The following is a 15,871-nucleotide window of genomic DNA, read 5'->3' on the forward strand; positions in this document are numbered from 1 at the left end:
TAAGCGGGCTTCTTAAATATGGCTCCTCTGACTGGACTCGAACCAGTGACATACGGATTAACAGTCCGCCGTTCTACCGACTGAACTACAGAGGAATCGGTTTCGATGGAGCGCATAGTAGCGAGGTGCTCCGGGGCTGTCAACAGCAAAAAACACAATGGCTTTCAACTGGCTACGATTAAAACAACCCGATGGCTTAGTGAACAGTTTGCTCCGCCTGCGAGCCTGCCGGTCCCGTATTCAGCCGCTGGCCCGGGTCCTGATGATAAAACCGCGTAAAGCGGCGGTAGAGCGAGGGAAAGCGGCTGCTCAGCAATTCAGGCGCGCTGAAAAAGTATTCCGACAGCACGGCAAAGCATTCTGCCGGATCGCTGGCGGCATAAGGATCAATGCTGGCCGCGTTCTCGCCGACAAGGTCGATTTCATTCTGAATTTCAGCCATCGCCGCGTGCAGATCCTGTTCCCAGCCCGCCACCTCACGCAGCGGAATAGCAGGTACACCGTTAGCGTAGCCGCTGCCGCGCGCATCCAGCTTATGGGCAACTTCGTGAACGATCAAATTATAACCAGAAAGATCGAAGGAGTCCTGGACGTCTAACCAGTTCAGGACAACAGGCCCCTGCTGCCAGCTCTGTCCGGCATGGATCATCCTCTCGTGATGCACCAGGCCAAACTCATCCTGCCACTCATCGTCTACCGTAAAGGGGGAGGGATAAACCAGCACTTCGTGAAAGCCATCCAGCCATTCATAGCCAAGATTAAGTACGGGCAGGCAGAACAACAGCGCCAGCCGGGCACGCATAACGTCGCTCAGCGCCAGATCCTGTAGCGGCACAATTCTCTTTTGCTGAAGAAAGCGCCCGGCAAGCTGGATTAGCGTCCGCCGGGAGGCATCATTAAAGGCACCCAGCACGGGAATTGCCAGTGCCTCATCCCAGAGAAGCGCATCGGTAGCTGTATCGGGCGTTTTCCATGGCCATTTGATCATCGTACAACCCTGTTTTAAGGCGATCGTTACCATGCCGTAGCGCAAACAGAATCCTCCCTGATGCGGATTGGGCAGCAGAGTGGGGGTGTTAACAGAAGGGAATGCACCCGGGCGTATTGCCAGTTATTCAATCAATTATTGACGCATCTGTCTGTGACTGAGCGCATAAAGCGTACTGAAAACCGCCGACTGGATTACCCGACGGCGGGGGGCCGCCGGGCAGGCTGGTCGTTACAGGCGCGTAAAATCAATCACCCAGACCCAGGGGTTCACTTCCCAACTGGTGCCGCCGTACTGTAACGCCCACTGTTTACGGTAAGCATCTTTTGAGGAGACGGCTTCGCTGTGCATAGTGAAAAAATTATTAAGGAAATGAGAGTCAGTCTGCACGCCCTCGGCGATGACGTCATCATCGCTGATATCCTGGATTTTCTCTGCGCGGATGCCGGTGATAAGCAGGTCGATGCGGCTGGCCCAGCGCGGCATATGGATACCGGCCTGCCAGCCGAACTGCCCATCCTCATCCTCTGCCGTGGCGAACTGACTCGTATCGGCGCGATACTGGCAATATCTGGAATGTTTAAAGTCGGCCGGGGAACGTTCGTAGTCAGCCATGTCGTCAGGGGCGATCACCGGACCTCGCCAGGTTTCCCTGACCCAGAGCCTGTCGCCGGGCTGACCAAAGGGACAGTGATAGCTTAAGTTCTCCATGCCCCTTACGCGATTCCCCTGCAGGTTATTGCTCAGTACATCAATACCATAGCAACCCTCATGGTTATCCTGCCCAGGCCCAAAGGGCTGGGATTTCATGATGCGCCGGGTCTGGCTCTGCTGGCCAGAGAGCAGCGCTCGCACCCGTTGATCGCTGAATAAAATCGGGCGTTCTTTCATGGTTTGACCTCTGTTACTTTCGTGTGGAAATGCCGTTCACAGCCACTTGAAAAAGACTCTACGAATGACTCCGGACATAAATTTGCAATAAAACATTATCGTCATTGTTATGGTGAAACATTAGCTGTGCTTTTTAATTTTTTACAAAACTGCGTGGCGGTTGCCTCGTCCCGGACACCTGGTATGACCTCTCCGTTAACTGTGTCAATATAACCCGAAATCGATCAAAGTCACAAATTTGACATATCGCCTTATTACAATCCGTTACAGGAGATGTGGCCTGTTTTCCTCTTTTCAACCCGCCGCCAGAGAAAGGCAGTGATTCTGACCAGTAAGGGACAAGTTTATCCAGGTTTACGGAAAAATACAGGAAGCCGGTCAAGGTAAGTTCATTATTTCCGTTAAACCATTTGGCTGAAAATTAAGCAATAATCTTTGTCTGGTAAAAACTTTAAAAAACGTAAATATGTTGTGAATGTGTTAAGGCTCGGGCTATAAACATGATGAAGATCCCATTTTTGACCTCAGGGTTAACCCGCTGGTGCCAGAAATGGCCGGGTGACTGCTCTGCGAAGCACCCGCAAGTCGCCTATAAGGAGAAGTCTATGTCACTGAGTCAATGGCAATTGCGCTTTGAAAGCTGGCTCCACGAAACCTGGCCTCAGGATGATAAGGCACATGACGTGGCGCATCTGCGTCGGGTATGGCAGACCGCACAGCGTATTATGCAAGAGAGCGGGGCGGATGAACTGGTCGTGCTGACCGGCTGCTATTTTCATGATGTCGTCAACCTGCCTAAGAATCATCCGGAACGTCATCTCGCCTCGGCGAAGGCCGCCGTGGAAACTCGCCGGATTTTGCTCGAGGTCTTTCCCGATTTTCCTAAAGAGAAGCATGACGCCGTCTCTCATGCCGTTCACGCCCACAGTTTCAGTGCGGGGGTCCCTGCCGAAACTCTCGAGGCGAAAATCGTCCAGGATGCCGATCGGCTGGAGTCTCTGGGGGCGATTGGTCTGGCCAGAGTCTTTTATGTCTCCGGCGCGCTGGGCCGCTCACTGTTTGACAGCGTTGATCCTCTCGGACGCGACAGACCCCTGAATGACACCGAATGGGCGCTCGATCATTTCCAGAAAAAGCTCCTGAAACTGCCGGAAACGATGCAAACAGAAAAGGGAAAACGACTGGCAGAGCACAATGCCCATTTTCTCGTGACCTATATGGCCAAGCTCTGCGCGGAACTGAAAGGCGATTTTTGTACGCTGGATGAAGAGGTGCTGCGTGAGTTTACGCCGGCACTGGAGAAATATTAAATTTTTGTGACAGTATAGTTAAATGATATTTTTCAGGCTAGGGTGTCGAGGCCTATACAGAAGGAGACTCAGGTATGACCGATACAGTTAGCTTAACTCTTAAAATTGATCCTGCCTTAAAAGAAACGCTTAAAGCGCTCGCCCTTGAAAACCAGATTTCCCTCAGCCAGGAAGTGTCTCAGCGTCTGCAAAGCAGCCTGACGACGCACGCCCATCCCTCGGTGGATAGCCTGAGTACGACGGAAGAGGTGGATCCCCAGCTCTCTTCCGGCGAGATAAAACAGATTCGCGCCATGCTGAAAAAATCGAAAAAAAAGAAGTAAATCTTATCAGCCCCTGACAAAACGTCAGGGGTCAGCGTTGCGCGTAATCCTGCTCAGAGTACAAACTGCCGAGTGCTTTCCGAAAGACGCTGAGCGTGAGAAACCAGCCGTTCAGCGGCGCTTGCGCTGCGGGCCGTCAGGGCTTCGCTTTCGCTGACCCGATCGTTGAGCCGCGTAATTTCTTCTGCCACCTTCGTTACCCGCCTGCTCTGGGCGCTGGCGTTCTGATGCAGTTCATTCAGCAACGTGACAACACCCGTCACGGCCTGTGTAATCTCAGCATAGAGACTTTCCAGTGCCTGAACTTTGGTAAATCCGCTGTCGATATGGTGGTGAGTGGTAGTGATTAAGCGATCAATGTTGCTCGTGGAAGCGCCGCTTTTTTCAGAAAGCAGGCCGATCTCCCTTGCCACCACCGCGAAGCTCCGGCCATAGGCTCCGGCGTGCGCAGACTCAATGGCGGCGTTAAGCGCCAGCAACTTCGTCTGAACCGACAGACTCTCCAGCAAGCTGACGATACCGGCAATCTCACCTGAGGCGCCGACAATCTGCCGCATCTGCCTGTCCACATCGGTCACCATCGCTCCACAGCGCTGGGAAAGGCTGTCCGCTTCCTTGATCCGCTGAGTGGCGTGGTGGGTGAAGGCCACGCTGTGTTCAACTTCTTCTGCCACCTGGTTCAGTCGCTGGCTGATATGCGCGAAGGCGGCGCTCTGCTGGCTGTTCTGCGCGCTAAATTCTTCGCTTTGCACCGCCATCTGATCGGCGCTGAGCATCACAGCCTGCGACACAGCGTTAATTTCCGACGCGATATGCTGAAGCCCCTCCTGCATCTCAGTGATGCTGTCGGTCAGCTGACGCATTTCCACCATCTGCCAGCCTCTGACATTGAGCTGCTGTGAAATATCGCCGACCGCCACGCGGGAAAGGTGGCCTGAAGCCCGGTTAAGCGGCAGGATGACGCCCCGCAGCAGCACTATTCCGCCAGCGATCAGGAGAGCCAGCAGAAGCGCGGATATCCACAGCGAGGCGGTACGGCTGCCGGTGAGCGCAGACAGCGTTGACTGATTGACGCGGGCCGACTCGGTATTAAATTGCGCAATGGCATGATAGTAATCGGCGTTAAACTGCTGCTGAAAAGCCTGCATCGGCACCCTAAAAAAGGCGTCGATATCTTGCGAACTAAGCCCGTCAAGCTGCTCACTGAGGCCGTCTGCCAGCATCCCGAAACTCGCTTTTAGCGGATCGTCCTCTTTCACAGCGTACTGTGAGAATAGTTTTTTAGCGTTATCAAGTGAATTACGGGCGGTTTCAGCCAGGCTTCTCCAGCTGTCAACCGAGCCGGTTTGCCGATCCTGCATCAGGTAAATTCCCGCGCCCTGACTATTATCGCTGGCAGTCAGAAGCTCCATCCGCGCCTTATCCAGCAGCGACTGTCGCCCGGCCAGCTGGTGGGAAACGGCGACGTTATACTGGGCGTCATTCACCAGCCGCGACAGGAAAATCGCGCTGGCGCACTGAAGCAGACAAAAAACCAGCAAAAAAAGGGTAAAAACACCGCGCAGGCTTTGCAGCCAACCGGGGATTTTCACCTTAAGGCGTGAAAAACGGCTGAAGCGCAGGGGCAAAATAGAAAGCAGTGACATACATGGACTCCAGAAATAAAAGGGAGTATTGACCGCATTTATGTCATTAATGTTGCAGCCTGGAACAGAGTAAATGAAAAAGTTTTAGATCCGCTGATAACGCAAATTCATTCTGCCTGGCTCTGCCTGTTTTTGTTACAGAGAGGTAGAGAACAGCCACGAAGCAGCAAGGCGGGCCGGGGCCGTAGCTTTCATCATGTGATTAATCAGGGATATGGCCTGGCACCGCTGCGGTGAAGTGATAAACTGGCGGGCGTTAATTCCTGGTAATGAGTGACTATGAGCGAGATCGAGAGCGTGACGGTGAAAGCAGCCGGAGAGAGCCCATGCGAGCAGCAGAAACGTCAGCAGGAGCAGCTGCTGGTCCAGCAGGTGCTGGATATCTACGATCGAGAAACCGTCGCGGCAACGCTGCGCAAGGTGGGCGAACATGCCTGGACGCGTGATGCGCTTAAGCGCTGGATCGGCAGCGATGCGCCAGTCCGGGCGCTGAGCGAAACGGAAATCAGCGAGCTGAAGGCGCTACTGCCTGCGCCCCCCGCCAATCATCCCCATTATGCTTTCCGCTTTATTGACCTGTTTGCGGGCATCGGCGGCATCCGCAGCGGTTTTGAGGCGGCGGGCGGGCAGTGCGTCTTTACCAGCGAGTGGAATAAATTCTCGGTGCGGACCTATAAAGCCAACTGGTACTGCGATCCGGTTGAACACCGGTTCAATCAGGATATCCGGGATATCACGCTCAGTGCCAGTCCGGGCGTCACCGAGCAGGAGGCTTATCAGCATATCGATCAGCAAGTGCCTGACCATGACGTGTTGCTGGCTGGTTTTCCTTGTCAGCCCTTTTCGCTGGCGGGCGTGTCAAAGAAAAATGCGCTCGGTCGCGCCCACGGCTTTGAATGTGAAGCCCAGGGAACGCTCTTCTTCGATGTGGCGAGGATTATCACCGCCAAAAAACCGGCCATATTCGTGCTGGAAAACGTCAAGAATCTGAAGAGCCATGATAAGGGCAAGACCTTCCGGATTATCATGGATACGCTTGACGAGCTGGGCTATGACGTAGCGGATGCCGAAGCCAGCGGGGCGGGCGATCCTAAAATCATCGACGGCAAACATTTTTTGCCGCAGCATCGTGAGCGTATCGTGCTGGTGGGCTTTCGCCGCGATCTCAAGCTGCCCGGCTTCAGCCTGAAGGCGCTCTCCAGCTGCTATCCGTCCCGCAGAATACCGCTGCGCGATCTGCTGGAGCCCTCGGTGGAGGCAAAATATATTCTTACCCCAACGCTGTGGAAATACCTCTATCAGTATGCCAAAAAGCATCAGGCGAAAGGCAACGGCTTCGGCTACGGGTTGGTCGATCCGGCGAAAGAGAACGGCGTTGTGCGAACGCTGTCAGCGCGCTACTACAAGGATGGATCGGAAATTCTGATCGATCGCGGCTGGGACCGCGCGCTGGGCGAGGCCGATTTTGCCCATCCGGACAATCAGCAGCGCCGTCCCCGCCGGCTGACGCCACGCGAGTGCGCCCGCCTGATGGGGTTTGAAGCGCCGGGCGGCTACGCGTTTCGTATTCCCGTCTCCGATACGCAGGCTTATCGCCAGTTTGGCAACTCCGTAGTGGTGCCTGCCTTTGCCGCTGTGGCGCAACTGCTGCTGCCCTGGATCGAAAAGGCCGTTAAACAGCGCTAAAAGCCTTAATGGATGGGGGCAAACGGGAAGCTGGCCCCAGTAACACACCAGCGTCTATACTTAGCCAAAGCATAAGGATGATAACGATGGCTGACGTTCACTCCTCTGAAATCCGCAGTAAAAACATGCGTGCGATCCGTACGCGGGATACCTCGATAGAAAACAGGCTGGCCGAGCTGCTGGCCGGTTTAGGCCTGAGCTATCGGGTTCAGGACAAGACCCTGCCGGGACGGCCGGACTTTGTGCTCGGTCAGTATAAAACCATTATCTTTGTTCACGGCTGTTTCTGGCATCGCCACCACTGCCACCTGTTTAAGGTGCCGGCAACCCGGACTGCGTTCTGGCTGGGGAAGATTGACAGCAACGTGGCCCGCGATCGGCGCTATATTGCTGAACTTAGCGCCGCAGGCTGGAAAGTGCTGGTGGTCTGGGAATGTGCGCTGCGGGGCAAAACGAAGCTGGAAGAGACGGCAATCCAGTCACGGCTGGAGGAGTGGATCTGCGCGGGGAGCGGCAATGGCGAGATCGATGCGCAGGGGATCCACCAGATGATATCCTGACGAGGAAGCGGAGAAAGCAGCAGGGCAGCCAACGGCTTAAATGCTGTTGATGCCCGCTTCCTTTACCGCTTATGCAAGCGTTACCCGCATGGCCCCTACTTGCAGCGCTCGATCCGGGGTTTGGGCGGGAAGAGATATTTACCCAGCGTCACCAGAATAACGGCCAGAACGATAACCGCCAGCGCCAGCCACTCGCGAGCGCTCATGGTTTCTCCGCCGAAGCTGATGCCAAGCAGCACCGCGACCACCGGATTAACGTAGGCGTAGCTGGTCGCAATGGCGGGCGTGACGCTACGGATCAGAAACATATAGGCGCTGATGGCGATAATCGAGCCAAACAGGCTGAGGTAGCCCAGCGCCAGAAATCCCTGCAGCGTGGGACGGGCGGTCAGCTGCTCTCCGGCCAGGCTGCTGGCCGCCAGCAGCACCACGCCTGCTGTGAGCATTTCGATGGCACCCGCCATCATCCCCTGTGGCAGCGTGATACGCGATCCCCAGACCGAACCAAAAGCCCAGCTGAGTGATCCGACGAGGATCATAATGGCACCCCAGGGATTTCCGCCCAGATGGCCGCCGCTGTTGAGCAGGATAATGCCAACCAGCCCGGTGGCAATGCCGACCCATTCGATCCAGCGCGTCTGGATACCGAAAAGCCGGCTGAAACACATCGCGAACAGCGGCACGGTGGCAACCATCACGGCGGCAATGCCGGAGGGCACATCCTGATGCTCAGCGACCGTTACGGCGCCGTTACCGATGGCGAGCAGTAAAATGCCCACCAGCGCGGCATTACCGGCCGACCGCCAGGAGGGAAGCCGCTCTCCTTTTAACAGAAGCCAGGCCATCAGCACCGCGCCCGCCATCAAAAAGCGCAGCCCCGCCATCATCATCGGCGGCCAGCTGGCCACGCCCAGACGGATGACGAAATAGGTCGATCCCCAGATAAAATAGAGTGCGAAAAGGGCAGCGATAAGCGGAAGCAGGGCGGGGGGACGGCGAAGCATGATGAGTCTCACTGACAGTTAGAAGAGGGTTAACTTAACGCTATAATTTGGTTTCAACCAGATGAATTAGCGATTTTTTTTACCGTTATGGCGGATTACAGTCACAAGATTTGCATCCCTCGCTCATAATTGCTTAGATCACATTCTTGCAAATCTTTCGTAACGGTAAACCATGGCCAGTATCAAACTCACGGTAAGACGTCTGTATCAAATCAGCGATGAGCGCATGGTGGCAACCCGGGCTCAGGCGCGGATCTATGCGGGCGACCACCTGGTCGCTACGGAAGAGATTACTGGCATGACGGAAAGTCCGGTCAGTAAGTATCTCCACCATCAGGAAGCGGAAGGGCTGCCGTTACGGGTGGAGTGGGAATGTGAAGGGATCGCCGATATGGCGGTAGTAGAAATACAGGTATGCCCCTGTTGTCAGCATGATGAACATGAATAAGGAAAACTATTTTGGCAGGAACTAGCTTACTGACGCTGTTGGATGATATTGCCACGCTGCTGGACGATATTTCCGTAATGGGAAAGCTCGCGGCAAAAAAAACCGCGGGTGTGCTGGGCGACGATTTGTCGCTGAATGCGCAGCAGGTGTCGGGCGTGAAGGCCAACCGCGAGCTGCCGGTTGTCTGGGGCGTGGCCAAAGGCTCGTTTATCAACAAGCTGATCCTGGTGCCGCTGGCGCTGGCAATCAGCGCGCTGGCACCCTGGGCCATTACGCCGCTGCTGATGGTTGGCGGCGCTTATCTCTGCTACGAAGGCGTGGAGAAAGTGGTGCACAGTCTGCATAAGGGCAAGGAAGAAAAGACGCCGGAAGCCCGCGCGGAGCGCTTAAAAAGCCTCGGTGAGGAGAATGCGGCGGAGTTTGAGAAGAAAAAGATTAAAGGCGCAATCCGCACCGATTTTATCCTCTCAGCGGAGATCGTGGCGATTACGCTCGGCATCGTTTCTGAGGCCCCGTTGATGAGCCAGGTGCTGATCCTGTCAGGGATTGCGATCCTGGTGACCGTAGGCGTCTACGGTATCGTTGCCGGCATTGTTAAAGTGGACGATCTCGGCCTGTGGCTGAAAAAGAAAACCTCAGCGGTGGCGCAGGCCATCGGCGGTGCGCTACTGGCTATGGCACCGTGGATGATGAAAATCCTCTCGGTGGTGGGAACGCTGGCGATGTTTCTGGTCGGCGGCGGCATTATCGTTCACGGACTCCCCGCGCTGCATCATCTGATTACGCATGCTGTCGAAGGGTATAGCGGAATTATCGGATCGCTGGCCACTAACCTGGCTAATCTTGTCATTGGTCTGATTGTGGGTTCTGTTGTGCTGTTCACGGTAAATATGATTGCCAGACTACGGGGTAAATCAGTATAAAGGCAGCTTGTTAGCCGGTTACGTTTTATGGAGTCATGATGAAAGACGATATTTTTGAGTTTGATATTGATGCCCAGCTTGAAGAAGCTGAAGCCAATGCGCAGAAAAAGGCCAGTGAAGTCCCGACTGACCTGAATGATGAAGCGGATTGCGAAGGCTGTAAAATCTGACGCCAGACGCCTGTCTTAAAAGCGAGTAAGTTAACTTACTCGCTTTTTTTTCACATTTCCCACTGCTTTTCTGCGCTGAACGAAAATTTTACGCTGCTTTCACGGATGATTATTCGAATGCCTGCTATACCTAAATTTCCGTCCAGATTTACCCTATCCCGCGCAGGAGAGAGAACATGTTGGCGATCGGTCAGGAAGTGCAGCTTCAGCAAGGTGAGCCGGCGATGATTGTGACTGGTTATGCCAGCGGTATGGTTGAGTGCCGCTGGTATGATGGCCATTGCGTCAGGCAGGAGGCCTTCCGGGAGGAAGAGCTGATGGCGGTTGGCGGCGAGCAGCAGCAGGCCTGTTAGTCAGGGATGTGGACAGGACAATACGATTTGTCCTGTCCATTTCCTGCGGCATATCTTTTCGCGGGGCGTGGCCGCCAGCGCGGCTCCCGGCGATTAATGATGTAAAAGCCTGCAGTCTCTGGCTGACAGCAGGCTTTACCTTGGCAAACGGAACGGGCGTAGCCGCGTCCAGGCGGAAGGGTAAGCTATACCTTACCGGCGTTATCCTCTTCGACGGCCTGGTAGATCCGCTGAAGAATATCCGGGAAGGCTGACTGCACGCGACTCCAGCTGGGAATAAAAGGTTTTTCATTGGGGCGCTCAATAAAAGCCTGGCCCGCATCCAGAATCGACTGGGTGAACATCTCCACCGCCGCTTCTTCGGCATGCTGATCGAAATCGAGGCCGTTCATCGCGGCTTCATGATGATAGGTTTCCATCATATCCAGCGCGTTGCGGTAGTAGGTTGCCTTCAACACCCGGAAGGAGTCGCTGGTCAGGTTAACGCCCATGGTCGCCATTTTCCGCATCAGCGACTGCACGATATCGTTACTCATGCGACGCAGGCCGCCGGTGCCATCCTCTTCGGAGAGCGGCTGATGCTTGTGATCGTAATTATCGGCAATCTCCACCTGGCAGCTCTGACGCGTGGTGTAATTGCGATAGATTTCCGACAGCACGCCAATTTCCAGCCCCCAGTCACCGGGGATTTTGATGTTATTCAGCACGTGGGTACGCATTGCGAACTCACCGGAGAGCGGATAGCGGAAGCTGGCCAGGTAGTCCAGATAGTCGGAATGGCCATACACTTTTTGCAGTGAGCGCAGCAGCGGCCCCACCAGCAGACGACCCACCCGCCCATTCAGCTTATTATCCGCCACGCGCGCGTAAAACCCTTTGCAGAACTCATACTGGAACGAAGGATTAGCCAGCGGATAGAGCAGGCGGGCGAGCATTCCCCGCTCATAGGTGACGATATCGCAGTCATGAAGCGCCACGCAGGCGGAGCGGTCGGAAGCCAGCGTAAAACCTGTGCAGTACCAGACGTTGCGGCCTTTACCCGGCTGGGAAGGGGAGAGACCTTCTTTATCCAGCTCCGCATCAATGGCCTTTAAGCGGGGGCCATCGTTCCATAAAATACGATGCCGCTGCGGCAGGCGCGAAAAAAATTCCCGTGCATGCAAAAACTGATCGCGATCGGCTTTATCGAGTCCGATCACGATCTCCTCCAGATAAGGCACTTTGGCCAGCTCATCAACGATATTACTCAGCGCAGGCCCTTCCAGCTCGGAAAAGAGCGAAGGCAGGATCAGGCCCATTTTTCGCCTGTGGGAGAAGCGCACCAGTTCCTTCTCAAGATCCTCAACGGAGCGACCGGTCAGATTGTGGAAATTCGTAATGACGCCATTCTGAAAAAAATCACTCATTGCCTTCCCCTTAAAACGGTATCCGCCGCACAGGACATGCTCGGTTATCCCAGCGACACAAAATGCGCCAGCCCTTCGCTCCAGCCTTCGGGGCCGAAAAGTGACGTTGAATAGATGTTCTGATTATCCTTTCTTGAAAGGCTCACCGGCGTTTTACTGTAGCCTTTAATGATCACCGCATAGTCGACGTTATCGAGCATCACTGCGTCATTAGGCCCATCGCCCAGCCCGACAGTCACCGCCGGCTGGCCGGTGCGGGTAGGGATATGTTTCAGTAACCACCTCAGCGCTTTGCCCTTATCACAGCCCTCGCTGGTGACGGTCCAGAAGCGTCCTCCCTGGATCAATGCCAGCTTCTCGTCACTCAGCGCCTGCTGGAAACGGGCAAAATTCTCCGGTGTATCACGCCAGATTATGCTTTCGGAAGCCTCACGCTGCATCGCCAGTTCGGCATCGGCGGGCGTCAGGCCGGTCCATTCAGCCACCTCTTTTTCCGTTACGTCGTTAAAGCCGGTGAACTTGAATCCGTATTGTTCCCTGAACTGTAAAAGCGTCTGGCAGATGGCAGCATAATCCTTCGCGCCAGGCACTGGCGCAGCGGGTACCTCGCTTAAATCGCCGCCGCTGACCACCGCGCCGTTCTCCCCGATAAAAGGCGCGCCCGCGATCCCGAGCGCCCGTTGCAGAGGCAAAATCTCAGCTGCGGTTTTGCTGGTACAGAACACCAGCGGGATATCAGCCTCGTTGAGGCGATCCAGCCAGACCTGGGCGGGCTGCCAGCTATAGGTATGATGATCGAGTAATGAACCATCCAAATCCGTTACGATCATCAGCGAGTCTTGAAGCGTCAGCATAGCCGTTTCCTCCTCGGTTACGGGCACGGCAAAAAGGTAGAGTAATCATGGAGTATAGTCGCCGCCCCAGCTTGTGAAAGTGACGACAGCCTATAAGCGCCATAAGCGCACGGGGATTAAGAATTGTCTTAAAATAAAGGCGAATAAACCGTGAAATGTTAAATGAGTGGTTACGTTTACAAACCGCGCCACGGCTGGAATGACAAAATTTGGCCTGTACAAAAAAAGAGGTAATGTACAGCTTTGGGTCAATCTTAAGACTTGTCTTAGGTTGAGGCTGAGGTAAGCTGCGCCTGTCAAAGAATTTCCTGTGTGACGAATTTCATTTTTATGAATTTTCATTCCCGGCCTGAGGCCGGGATTTTTTTTAGCGGTTAACTTCGGTCACGGCGAAGTCCCGGATATCCAGTTCAAAAGCGTCAGCCAGTTCCGTATAAGAGTGGTATTCCCGTCCATCAACCCACACCCGATGGTTATCAATAAACTCTTTCACCTCACCGCTTGAACGCGTTTCAATGGCTTCCAGCAGGGCCTCGATGTCAATATCGATCTCATGCTGGACGTTGTCGCTGTACTCTTTTGCTGTCGCCATGATCGTTATCCTCAGCCCGGCTGGAAAACTAAGTATAGATGGCGGAATAAGAAGTGATAGCGGGAAGAGGGCACAAAAAAAGCCCGCGCTTTGCGGGCAAAATCCTTGTTACTTTTTCTTTTACTGCTACTGCGCTTTGGGGGCAGTGAAGTGATTATAGACGTCTGAGCTGGCAGAAGTCCTGCAGCAAGACGTCAGGAAAACGTAAAAACCCTCCGGCGAAAATCATTACGTTCATTTACACAGCCTGTATGCAGGTTGCGTTAAGAACGACTATAATTATCAAGCGATTATAAAATAATTATTGATCTGAGCTATGGAGGCGACATGGATTTACTTCGAATCATTATTGCTATTATTCTTCCCCCCGTTGGCGTGTTTATGCAGGTGGGTTTTGGTGGTGCCTTCTGGCTTAATATCCTGCTGACTCTCTGCGGCTACATTCCCGGTATCGTGCATGCGGTTTGGGTAATTGCCCGCCGTTAATGCTGGCCTTTCTCTCCGGCGAAACCGTCCGTTTTAGGATAGACTTAGCGCTTTGGGCCGGGGAGGAACGTAATGAACGTTAACGATAAGGTGACAGTGAGAACCGACGGTGGACCTCGCCGACCGGGGACAGTGCTTGCGGTTGAGGATTTTAGCGAGGGCACCATGTTTCTGGTGGCGCTGGAAGATTACCCGATGGGTATCTGGTTTTTTAATGAAGTGGGCCACGACGATGGCATTTTCGTCGAGCCACATCCCTGATCCCACTGTGGCTTAGCCTGCCTGTTCCGGTAATCCTTCTTCAGGATGGCTTTTAATAGAGCCGGAATCTTAATAAACCTGCCTGCGTTAAAGAACCAGCAAGTCTCAGGAGACTTGCTGGTTGCTTCTTCCCTTAAAATCTTTCCCAGTTATCTCCTTCTGCCAGCGCTGGACGCACAGGTAACGCCGGCGTCTCTTTCCGTAGCGCTTTCTGGCTCACCCCCGGCAGCGTGCGGCCGCTATGTTCACTCAGGTGAAAAGCGGCTACGGCCTGCGTCAGTTTTGATGCCTGCTCTTCAAGCGAGGAGGCGGCAGCGGATGCCTCTTCAACCAGTGAGGCGTTTTGCTGGGTGACATTGTCCATCTCGGTGACGGCCAGGCTGACTTGCTCAATTCCCCGGCTCTGCTCATCGGACGCCGCTGCAATTTCAGCCATAATGTCGGTCACACGATGGACGGCCCCGACAATCTCCGTCATCGTTTCACCTGCGTGACCTACCTGCGAGGATCCCTGGCCGATCAGGTTCACCGATTCGGCAATCAGGCCCTCAATCTCTTTCGCTGCGCCCGCACTGCGCTGCGCCAGATTGCGCACTTCGCTGGCGACAACGGCAAAACCGCGTCCCTGCTCGCCTGCTCTGGCCGCTTCCACCGCAGCGTTCAGCGCCAGGATATTGGTCTGGAAAGCGATACTGTTAATCACGGTAGTGATCTCAGCAATTTTTTTCGAGCTGGTGGAGATATTATTCATGGTCTTAATAACGCCGGAAACGATATCTCCGCCCTGGCGGGCTTTACCGGAGGCATCGGCCGCCAGCTGGCTGGCATGATGGGCGTTATCGGCGTTCTGCTTCACGGTAGCGGTCAGCTCTTCCATGCTGGCTGCAGTCTGTTCCAGCGCGGCTGCCTGCTGTTCGGTGCGGGAAGAAAGGTCGGTATTACCGGCCGATATTTCACTTGAGCCCTGAAAGATAGCCACAGCCCCTTCACGGACCGTGCCCACGGTTTTCACCAGTGACTGCTGCATGATCTGCAGGTTGCTGCCCAGGGTGCCAATCTCACTGCGACCCCAGCTTTGTAACGGCGCAGTCAGATCGCCGCGTGATATATGCTCAATCCGTTCTACCGCCTGTCGCAGAGGAGCAATCACCACCCGGCGGAGGAAAATGAATGTTGCCAGCGTCAGCAGCAGGGCAGCAATAAAGGCGCAGGCCATCATAATAAAGCCCAGTCGCGTATTTTGCTCCGCCACCACATTCATCATTGCGGCCCGTTCGGTACGGATTTTAATAGCATTAAGCAACACGCTATTATAAGCATCATCCAGCTGGCGGGTTTTATCGGTTTCGTGCGCAATGACGCCTTCAAAGCTGCCATCTTTAGCGCTTTGTATCATCGGCAACAGTCCTTCAGCAACATAAGCCTCAAACCGGGTTTTTAAATCACCGTCGAGAGCAATATCTTCCGCGGTTTTTACCCGACGCTCCTGATAAGCTTTAAAACTGCTTTTGGCTTGTTCAATACGCTTTTCTGCCCGGCCTAGATTTGTTTCAAACTCTTCCATTTCCCCGATTCGTGCGGCGGCACCGGCATGAATAATATTCAGCCTCGCCGTACGAAGGTGGTTGGAGCTATTGGAGATCGCCATACGAACCTGAATTTCCTGGGTAACGTCTTTTAATGACTGATTACTTTGGATCAGGAAATAACTGGCGAGACCAATACAGAGTGCGAATAACAAAAGTATTCCGCTAAGGATAGCGGCGAAAAGGGGAACGAGGCGGAGATGTTGCCAGAAACTAATTTTACTGGGGTCGGCACTCAGGTGTGATGGTTTCATATCCTTTGCTCTCTTTAGGGGTAAGCGAAGCAGCGCTTCGAATCTCAGGAGAACATCGGCAGCAGGCCAGAAAGCGTGAGCGCAGAAATGGGATCAACTTAACAGATTTGAAAATCAGGCAGCAAAAAGC

The 15,871-nt window shown here is 54.2% G+C and carries 18 protein-coding genes and 1 tRNA gene; 10 read left to right on the plus strand and 9 right to left on the minus strand.

Annotated elements, in window-relative coordinates:
• Positions 1 to 19 precede the first annotated feature (19 nt).
• From AAH446_RS10685 to AAH446_RS10695, 3 genes are all read right to left on the minus strand, one after another.
• Positions 20 to 95 (minus strand) — tRNA-Asn (locus tag AAH446_RS10685).
• A gap of 101 nt (positions 96 to 196) precedes the next feature.
• Positions 197 to 988 carry a DgsA anti-repressor MtfA gene (mtfA, locus tag AAH446_RS10690; RefSeq protein WP_342906686.1) on the minus strand — a complete coding sequence of 264 codons (792 nt, stop codon included), beginning with the start codon at positions 986 to 988 and terminating at the stop codon, positions 197 to 199.
• Positions 989 to 1,219: 231 nt separating this feature from the next.
• Positions 1,220 to 1,879, minus strand: a complete 660-nt coding sequence (locus AAH446_RS10695; protein ID WP_342906687.1) for a hypothetical protein — start codon at positions 1,877 to 1,879, stop codon at positions 1,220 to 1,222.
• A gap of 605 nt (positions 1,880 to 2,484) precedes the next feature.
• Between AAH446_RS10695 and AAH446_RS10700 the strand changes: the two genes are divergently transcribed.
• Together AAH446_RS10700 and AAH446_RS10705 are read left to right on the plus strand one after the other, a co-directional pair.
• On the plus strand, positions 2,485 to 3,189 hold the full coding sequence (locus AAH446_RS10700; protein ID WP_342906688.1) for a phosphohydrolase: 705 nt from the start codon (positions 2,485 to 2,487) through the stop codon (positions 3,187 to 3,189).
• Positions 3,190 to 3,263: 74 nt separating this feature from the next.
• Positions 3,264 to 3,512 (plus strand): DUF6364 family protein, encoded by a 249-nt coding sequence (locus AAH446_RS10705; RefSeq protein ID WP_342906689.1) that lies wholly within the window; start codon positions 3,264 to 3,266, stop codon positions 3,510 to 3,512.
• Between the two features lie 53 nt (positions 3,513 to 3,565).
• Here AAH446_RS10705 and AAH446_RS10710 read toward each other — a convergent pair whose 3' ends face one another.
• On the minus strand, positions 3,566 to 5,158 hold the full coding sequence (locus tag AAH446_RS10710) for a methyl-accepting chemotaxis protein (RefSeq protein ID WP_342906690.1): 1,593 nt from the start codon (positions 5,156 to 5,158) through the stop codon (positions 3,566 to 3,568).
• A 279-nt stretch (positions 5,159 to 5,437) separates the two neighbouring features.
• Here AAH446_RS10710 and AAH446_RS10715 point away from each other — a divergent pair, with 279 nt between their 5' ends.
• Positions 5,438 to 6,844, plus strand: a complete 1,407-nt coding sequence (locus AAH446_RS10715) for a DNA cytosine methyltransferase (RefSeq protein ID WP_342906691.1) — start codon at positions 5,438 to 5,440, stop codon at positions 6,842 to 6,844.
• An 86-nt stretch (positions 6,845 to 6,930) separates the two neighbouring features.
• Positions 6,931 to 7,404, plus strand: a complete 474-nt coding sequence (locus tag AAH446_RS10720; protein ID WP_342906692.1) for a very short patch repair endonuclease — start codon at positions 6,931 to 6,933, stop codon at positions 7,402 to 7,404.
• A 95-nt stretch (positions 7,405 to 7,499) separates the two neighbouring features.
• Here AAH446_RS10720 and yedA read toward each other — a convergent pair whose 3' ends face one another.
• Entirely contained in the window at positions 7,500 to 8,408 is a 909-nt protein-coding gene (gene yedA, locus AAH446_RS10725; RefSeq protein ID WP_342906693.1) for a drug/metabolite exporter YedA, read from the minus strand.
• Between the two features lie 172 nt (positions 8,409 to 8,580).
• On the opposite strand from yedA, the gene AAH446_RS10730 reads away from it, so the two are divergent.
• The 4 genes from AAH446_RS10730 to AAH446_RS10745 all read left to right on the plus strand — a co-directional run bounded on the left by AAH446_RS10730 (position 8,581) and on the right by AAH446_RS10745 (position 10,302).
• On the plus strand, positions 8,581 to 8,856 hold the full coding sequence (locus AAH446_RS10730; RefSeq protein ID WP_342906694.1) for a hypothetical protein: 276 nt from the start codon (positions 8,581 to 8,583) through the stop codon (positions 8,854 to 8,856).
• 11 nt (positions 8,857 to 8,867) lie between these two features.
• Positions 8,868 to 9,779, plus strand: a complete 912-nt coding sequence (locus AAH446_RS10735) for a DUF808 family protein (protein WP_342906695.1) — start codon at positions 8,868 to 8,870, stop codon at positions 9,777 to 9,779.
• 35 nt (positions 9,780 to 9,814) lie between these two features.
• Positions 9,815 to 9,949, plus strand: coding sequence for a hypothetical protein (locus AAH446_RS10740; protein WP_342906766.1), 135 nt, complete (start codon positions 9,815 to 9,817; stop codon positions 9,947 to 9,949).
• Positions 9,950 to 10,125: 176 nt separating this feature from the next.
• Positions 10,126 to 10,302 (plus strand): YodC family protein, encoded by a 177-nt coding sequence (locus AAH446_RS10745; protein WP_342906696.1) that lies wholly within the window; start codon positions 10,126 to 10,128, stop codon positions 10,300 to 10,302.
• Positions 10,303 to 10,487: 185 nt separating this feature from the next.
• Here the strand turns inward: AAH446_RS10745 and AAH446_RS10750 are convergent, their stop codons facing one another.
• From AAH446_RS10750 to yodD, 3 genes are all read right to left on the minus strand, one after another.
• Positions 10,488 to 11,708, minus strand: coding sequence for a glycosyltransferase family protein (locus tag AAH446_RS10750; protein WP_342906697.1), 1,221 nt, complete (start codon positions 11,706 to 11,708; stop codon positions 10,488 to 10,490).
• 44 nt (positions 11,709 to 11,752) lie between these two features.
• On the minus strand, positions 11,753 to 12,562 hold the full coding sequence (locus AAH446_RS10755; protein WP_342906698.1) for a mannosyl-3-phosphoglycerate phosphatase-related protein: 810 nt from the start codon (positions 12,560 to 12,562) through the stop codon (positions 11,753 to 11,755).
• A 367-nt stretch (positions 12,563 to 12,929) separates the two neighbouring features.
• A complete protein-coding gene (yodD, locus tag AAH446_RS10760) occupies positions 12,930 to 13,154 on the minus strand; it encodes a YodD family peroxide/acid resistance protein (RefSeq protein WP_342906699.1) in 225 nt (74 codons plus the stop codon).
• Positions 13,155 to 13,481: 327 nt separating this feature from the next.
• Between yodD and AAH446_RS10765 the strand changes: the two genes are divergently transcribed.
• Together AAH446_RS10765 and dsrB are read left to right on the plus strand one after the other, a co-directional pair.
• Positions 13,482 to 13,640, plus strand: a complete 159-nt coding sequence (locus AAH446_RS10765) for a YqaE/Pmp3 family membrane protein (RefSeq protein WP_038381456.1) — start codon at positions 13,482 to 13,484, stop codon at positions 13,638 to 13,640.
• Positions 13,641 to 13,712: 72 nt separating this feature from the next.
• Entirely contained in the window at positions 13,713 to 13,901 is a 189-nt protein-coding gene (gene dsrB, locus AAH446_RS10770) for a protein DsrB (protein WP_342906700.1), read from the plus strand.
• 133 nt (positions 13,902 to 14,034) lie between these two features.
• Here the strand turns inward: dsrB and AAH446_RS10775 are convergent, their stop codons facing one another.
• On the minus strand, positions 14,035 to 15,741 hold the full coding sequence (locus AAH446_RS10775; protein ID WP_342906701.1) for a methyl-accepting chemotaxis protein: 1,707 nt from the start codon (positions 15,739 to 15,741) through the stop codon (positions 14,035 to 14,037).
• Positions 15,742 to 15,871 lie beyond the last annotated feature (130 nt).

The organism is Erwinia psychrophila (assembly GCF_039023475.1).
Lineage (GTDB): Bacteria > Pseudomonadota > Gammaproteobacteria > Enterobacterales > Enterobacteriaceae > Erwinia.

Excerpts from the sequence above, each read along its gene's own strand:
- mtfA (WP_342906686.1), bottom strand. The coding sequence starts at position 988 with ATGATCAAATGGCCATGGAAAACGCCCGATACAGCTACCGATGCGCTT.
- AAH446_RS10695 (WP_342906687.1), bottom strand. The coding sequence starts at position 1,879 with ATGAAAGAACGCCCGATTTTATTCAGCGATCAACGGGTGCGAGCGCTG.
- AAH446_RS10700 (WP_342906688.1), top strand. The coding sequence starts at position 2,485 with ATGTCACTGAGTCAATGGCAATTGCGCTTTGAAAGCTGGCTCCACGAA.
- AAH446_RS10705 (WP_342906689.1), top strand. The coding sequence starts at position 3,264 with ATGACCGATACAGTTAGCTTAACTCTTAAAATTGATCCTGCCTTAAAA.
- AAH446_RS10710 (WP_342906690.1), bottom strand. The coding sequence starts at position 5,158 with ATGTCACTGCTTTCTATTTTGCCCCTGCGCTTCAGCCGTTTTTCACGC.
- AAH446_RS10715 (WP_342906691.1), top strand. The coding sequence starts at position 5,438 with ATGAGCGAGATCGAGAGCGTGACGGTGAAAGCAGCCGGAGAGAGCCCA.
- AAH446_RS10720 (WP_342906692.1), top strand. The coding sequence starts at position 6,931 with ATGGCTGACGTTCACTCCTCTGAAATCCGCAGTAAAAACATGCGTGCG.
- yedA (WP_342906693.1), bottom strand. The coding sequence starts at position 8,408 with ATGCTTCGCCGTCCCCCCGCCCTGCTTCCGCTTATCGCTGCCCTTTTC.
- AAH446_RS10730 (WP_342906694.1), top strand. The coding sequence starts at position 8,581 with ATGGCCAGTATCAAACTCACGGTAAGACGTCTGTATCAAATCAGCGAT.
- AAH446_RS10740 (WP_342906766.1), top strand. The coding sequence starts at position 9,815 with ATGATGAAAGACGATATTTTTGAGTTTGATATTGATGCCCAGCTTGAA.
- AAH446_RS10745 (WP_342906696.1), top strand. The coding sequence starts at position 10,126 with ATGTTGGCGATCGGTCAGGAAGTGCAGCTTCAGCAAGGTGAGCCGGCG.
- AAH446_RS10750 (WP_342906697.1), bottom strand. The coding sequence starts at position 11,708 with ATGAGTGATTTTTTTCAGAATGGCGTCATTACGAATTTCCACAATCTG.
- AAH446_RS10755 (WP_342906698.1), bottom strand. The coding sequence starts at position 12,562 with ATGCTGACGCTTCAAGACTCGCTGATGATCGTAACGGATTTGGATGGT.
- yodD (WP_342906699.1), bottom strand. The coding sequence starts at position 13,154 with ATGGCGACAGCAAAAGAGTACAGCGACAACGTCCAGCATGAGATCGAT.
- AAH446_RS10765 (WP_038381456.1), top strand. The coding sequence starts at position 13,482 with ATGGATTTACTTCGAATCATTATTGCTATTATTCTTCCCCCCGTTGGC.
- dsrB (WP_342906700.1), top strand. The coding sequence starts at position 13,713 with ATGAACGTTAACGATAAGGTGACAGTGAGAACCGACGGTGGACCTCGC.
- AAH446_RS10775 (WP_342906701.1), bottom strand. The coding sequence starts at position 15,741 with ATGAAACCATCACACCTGAGTGCCGACCCCAGTAAAATTAGTTTCTGG.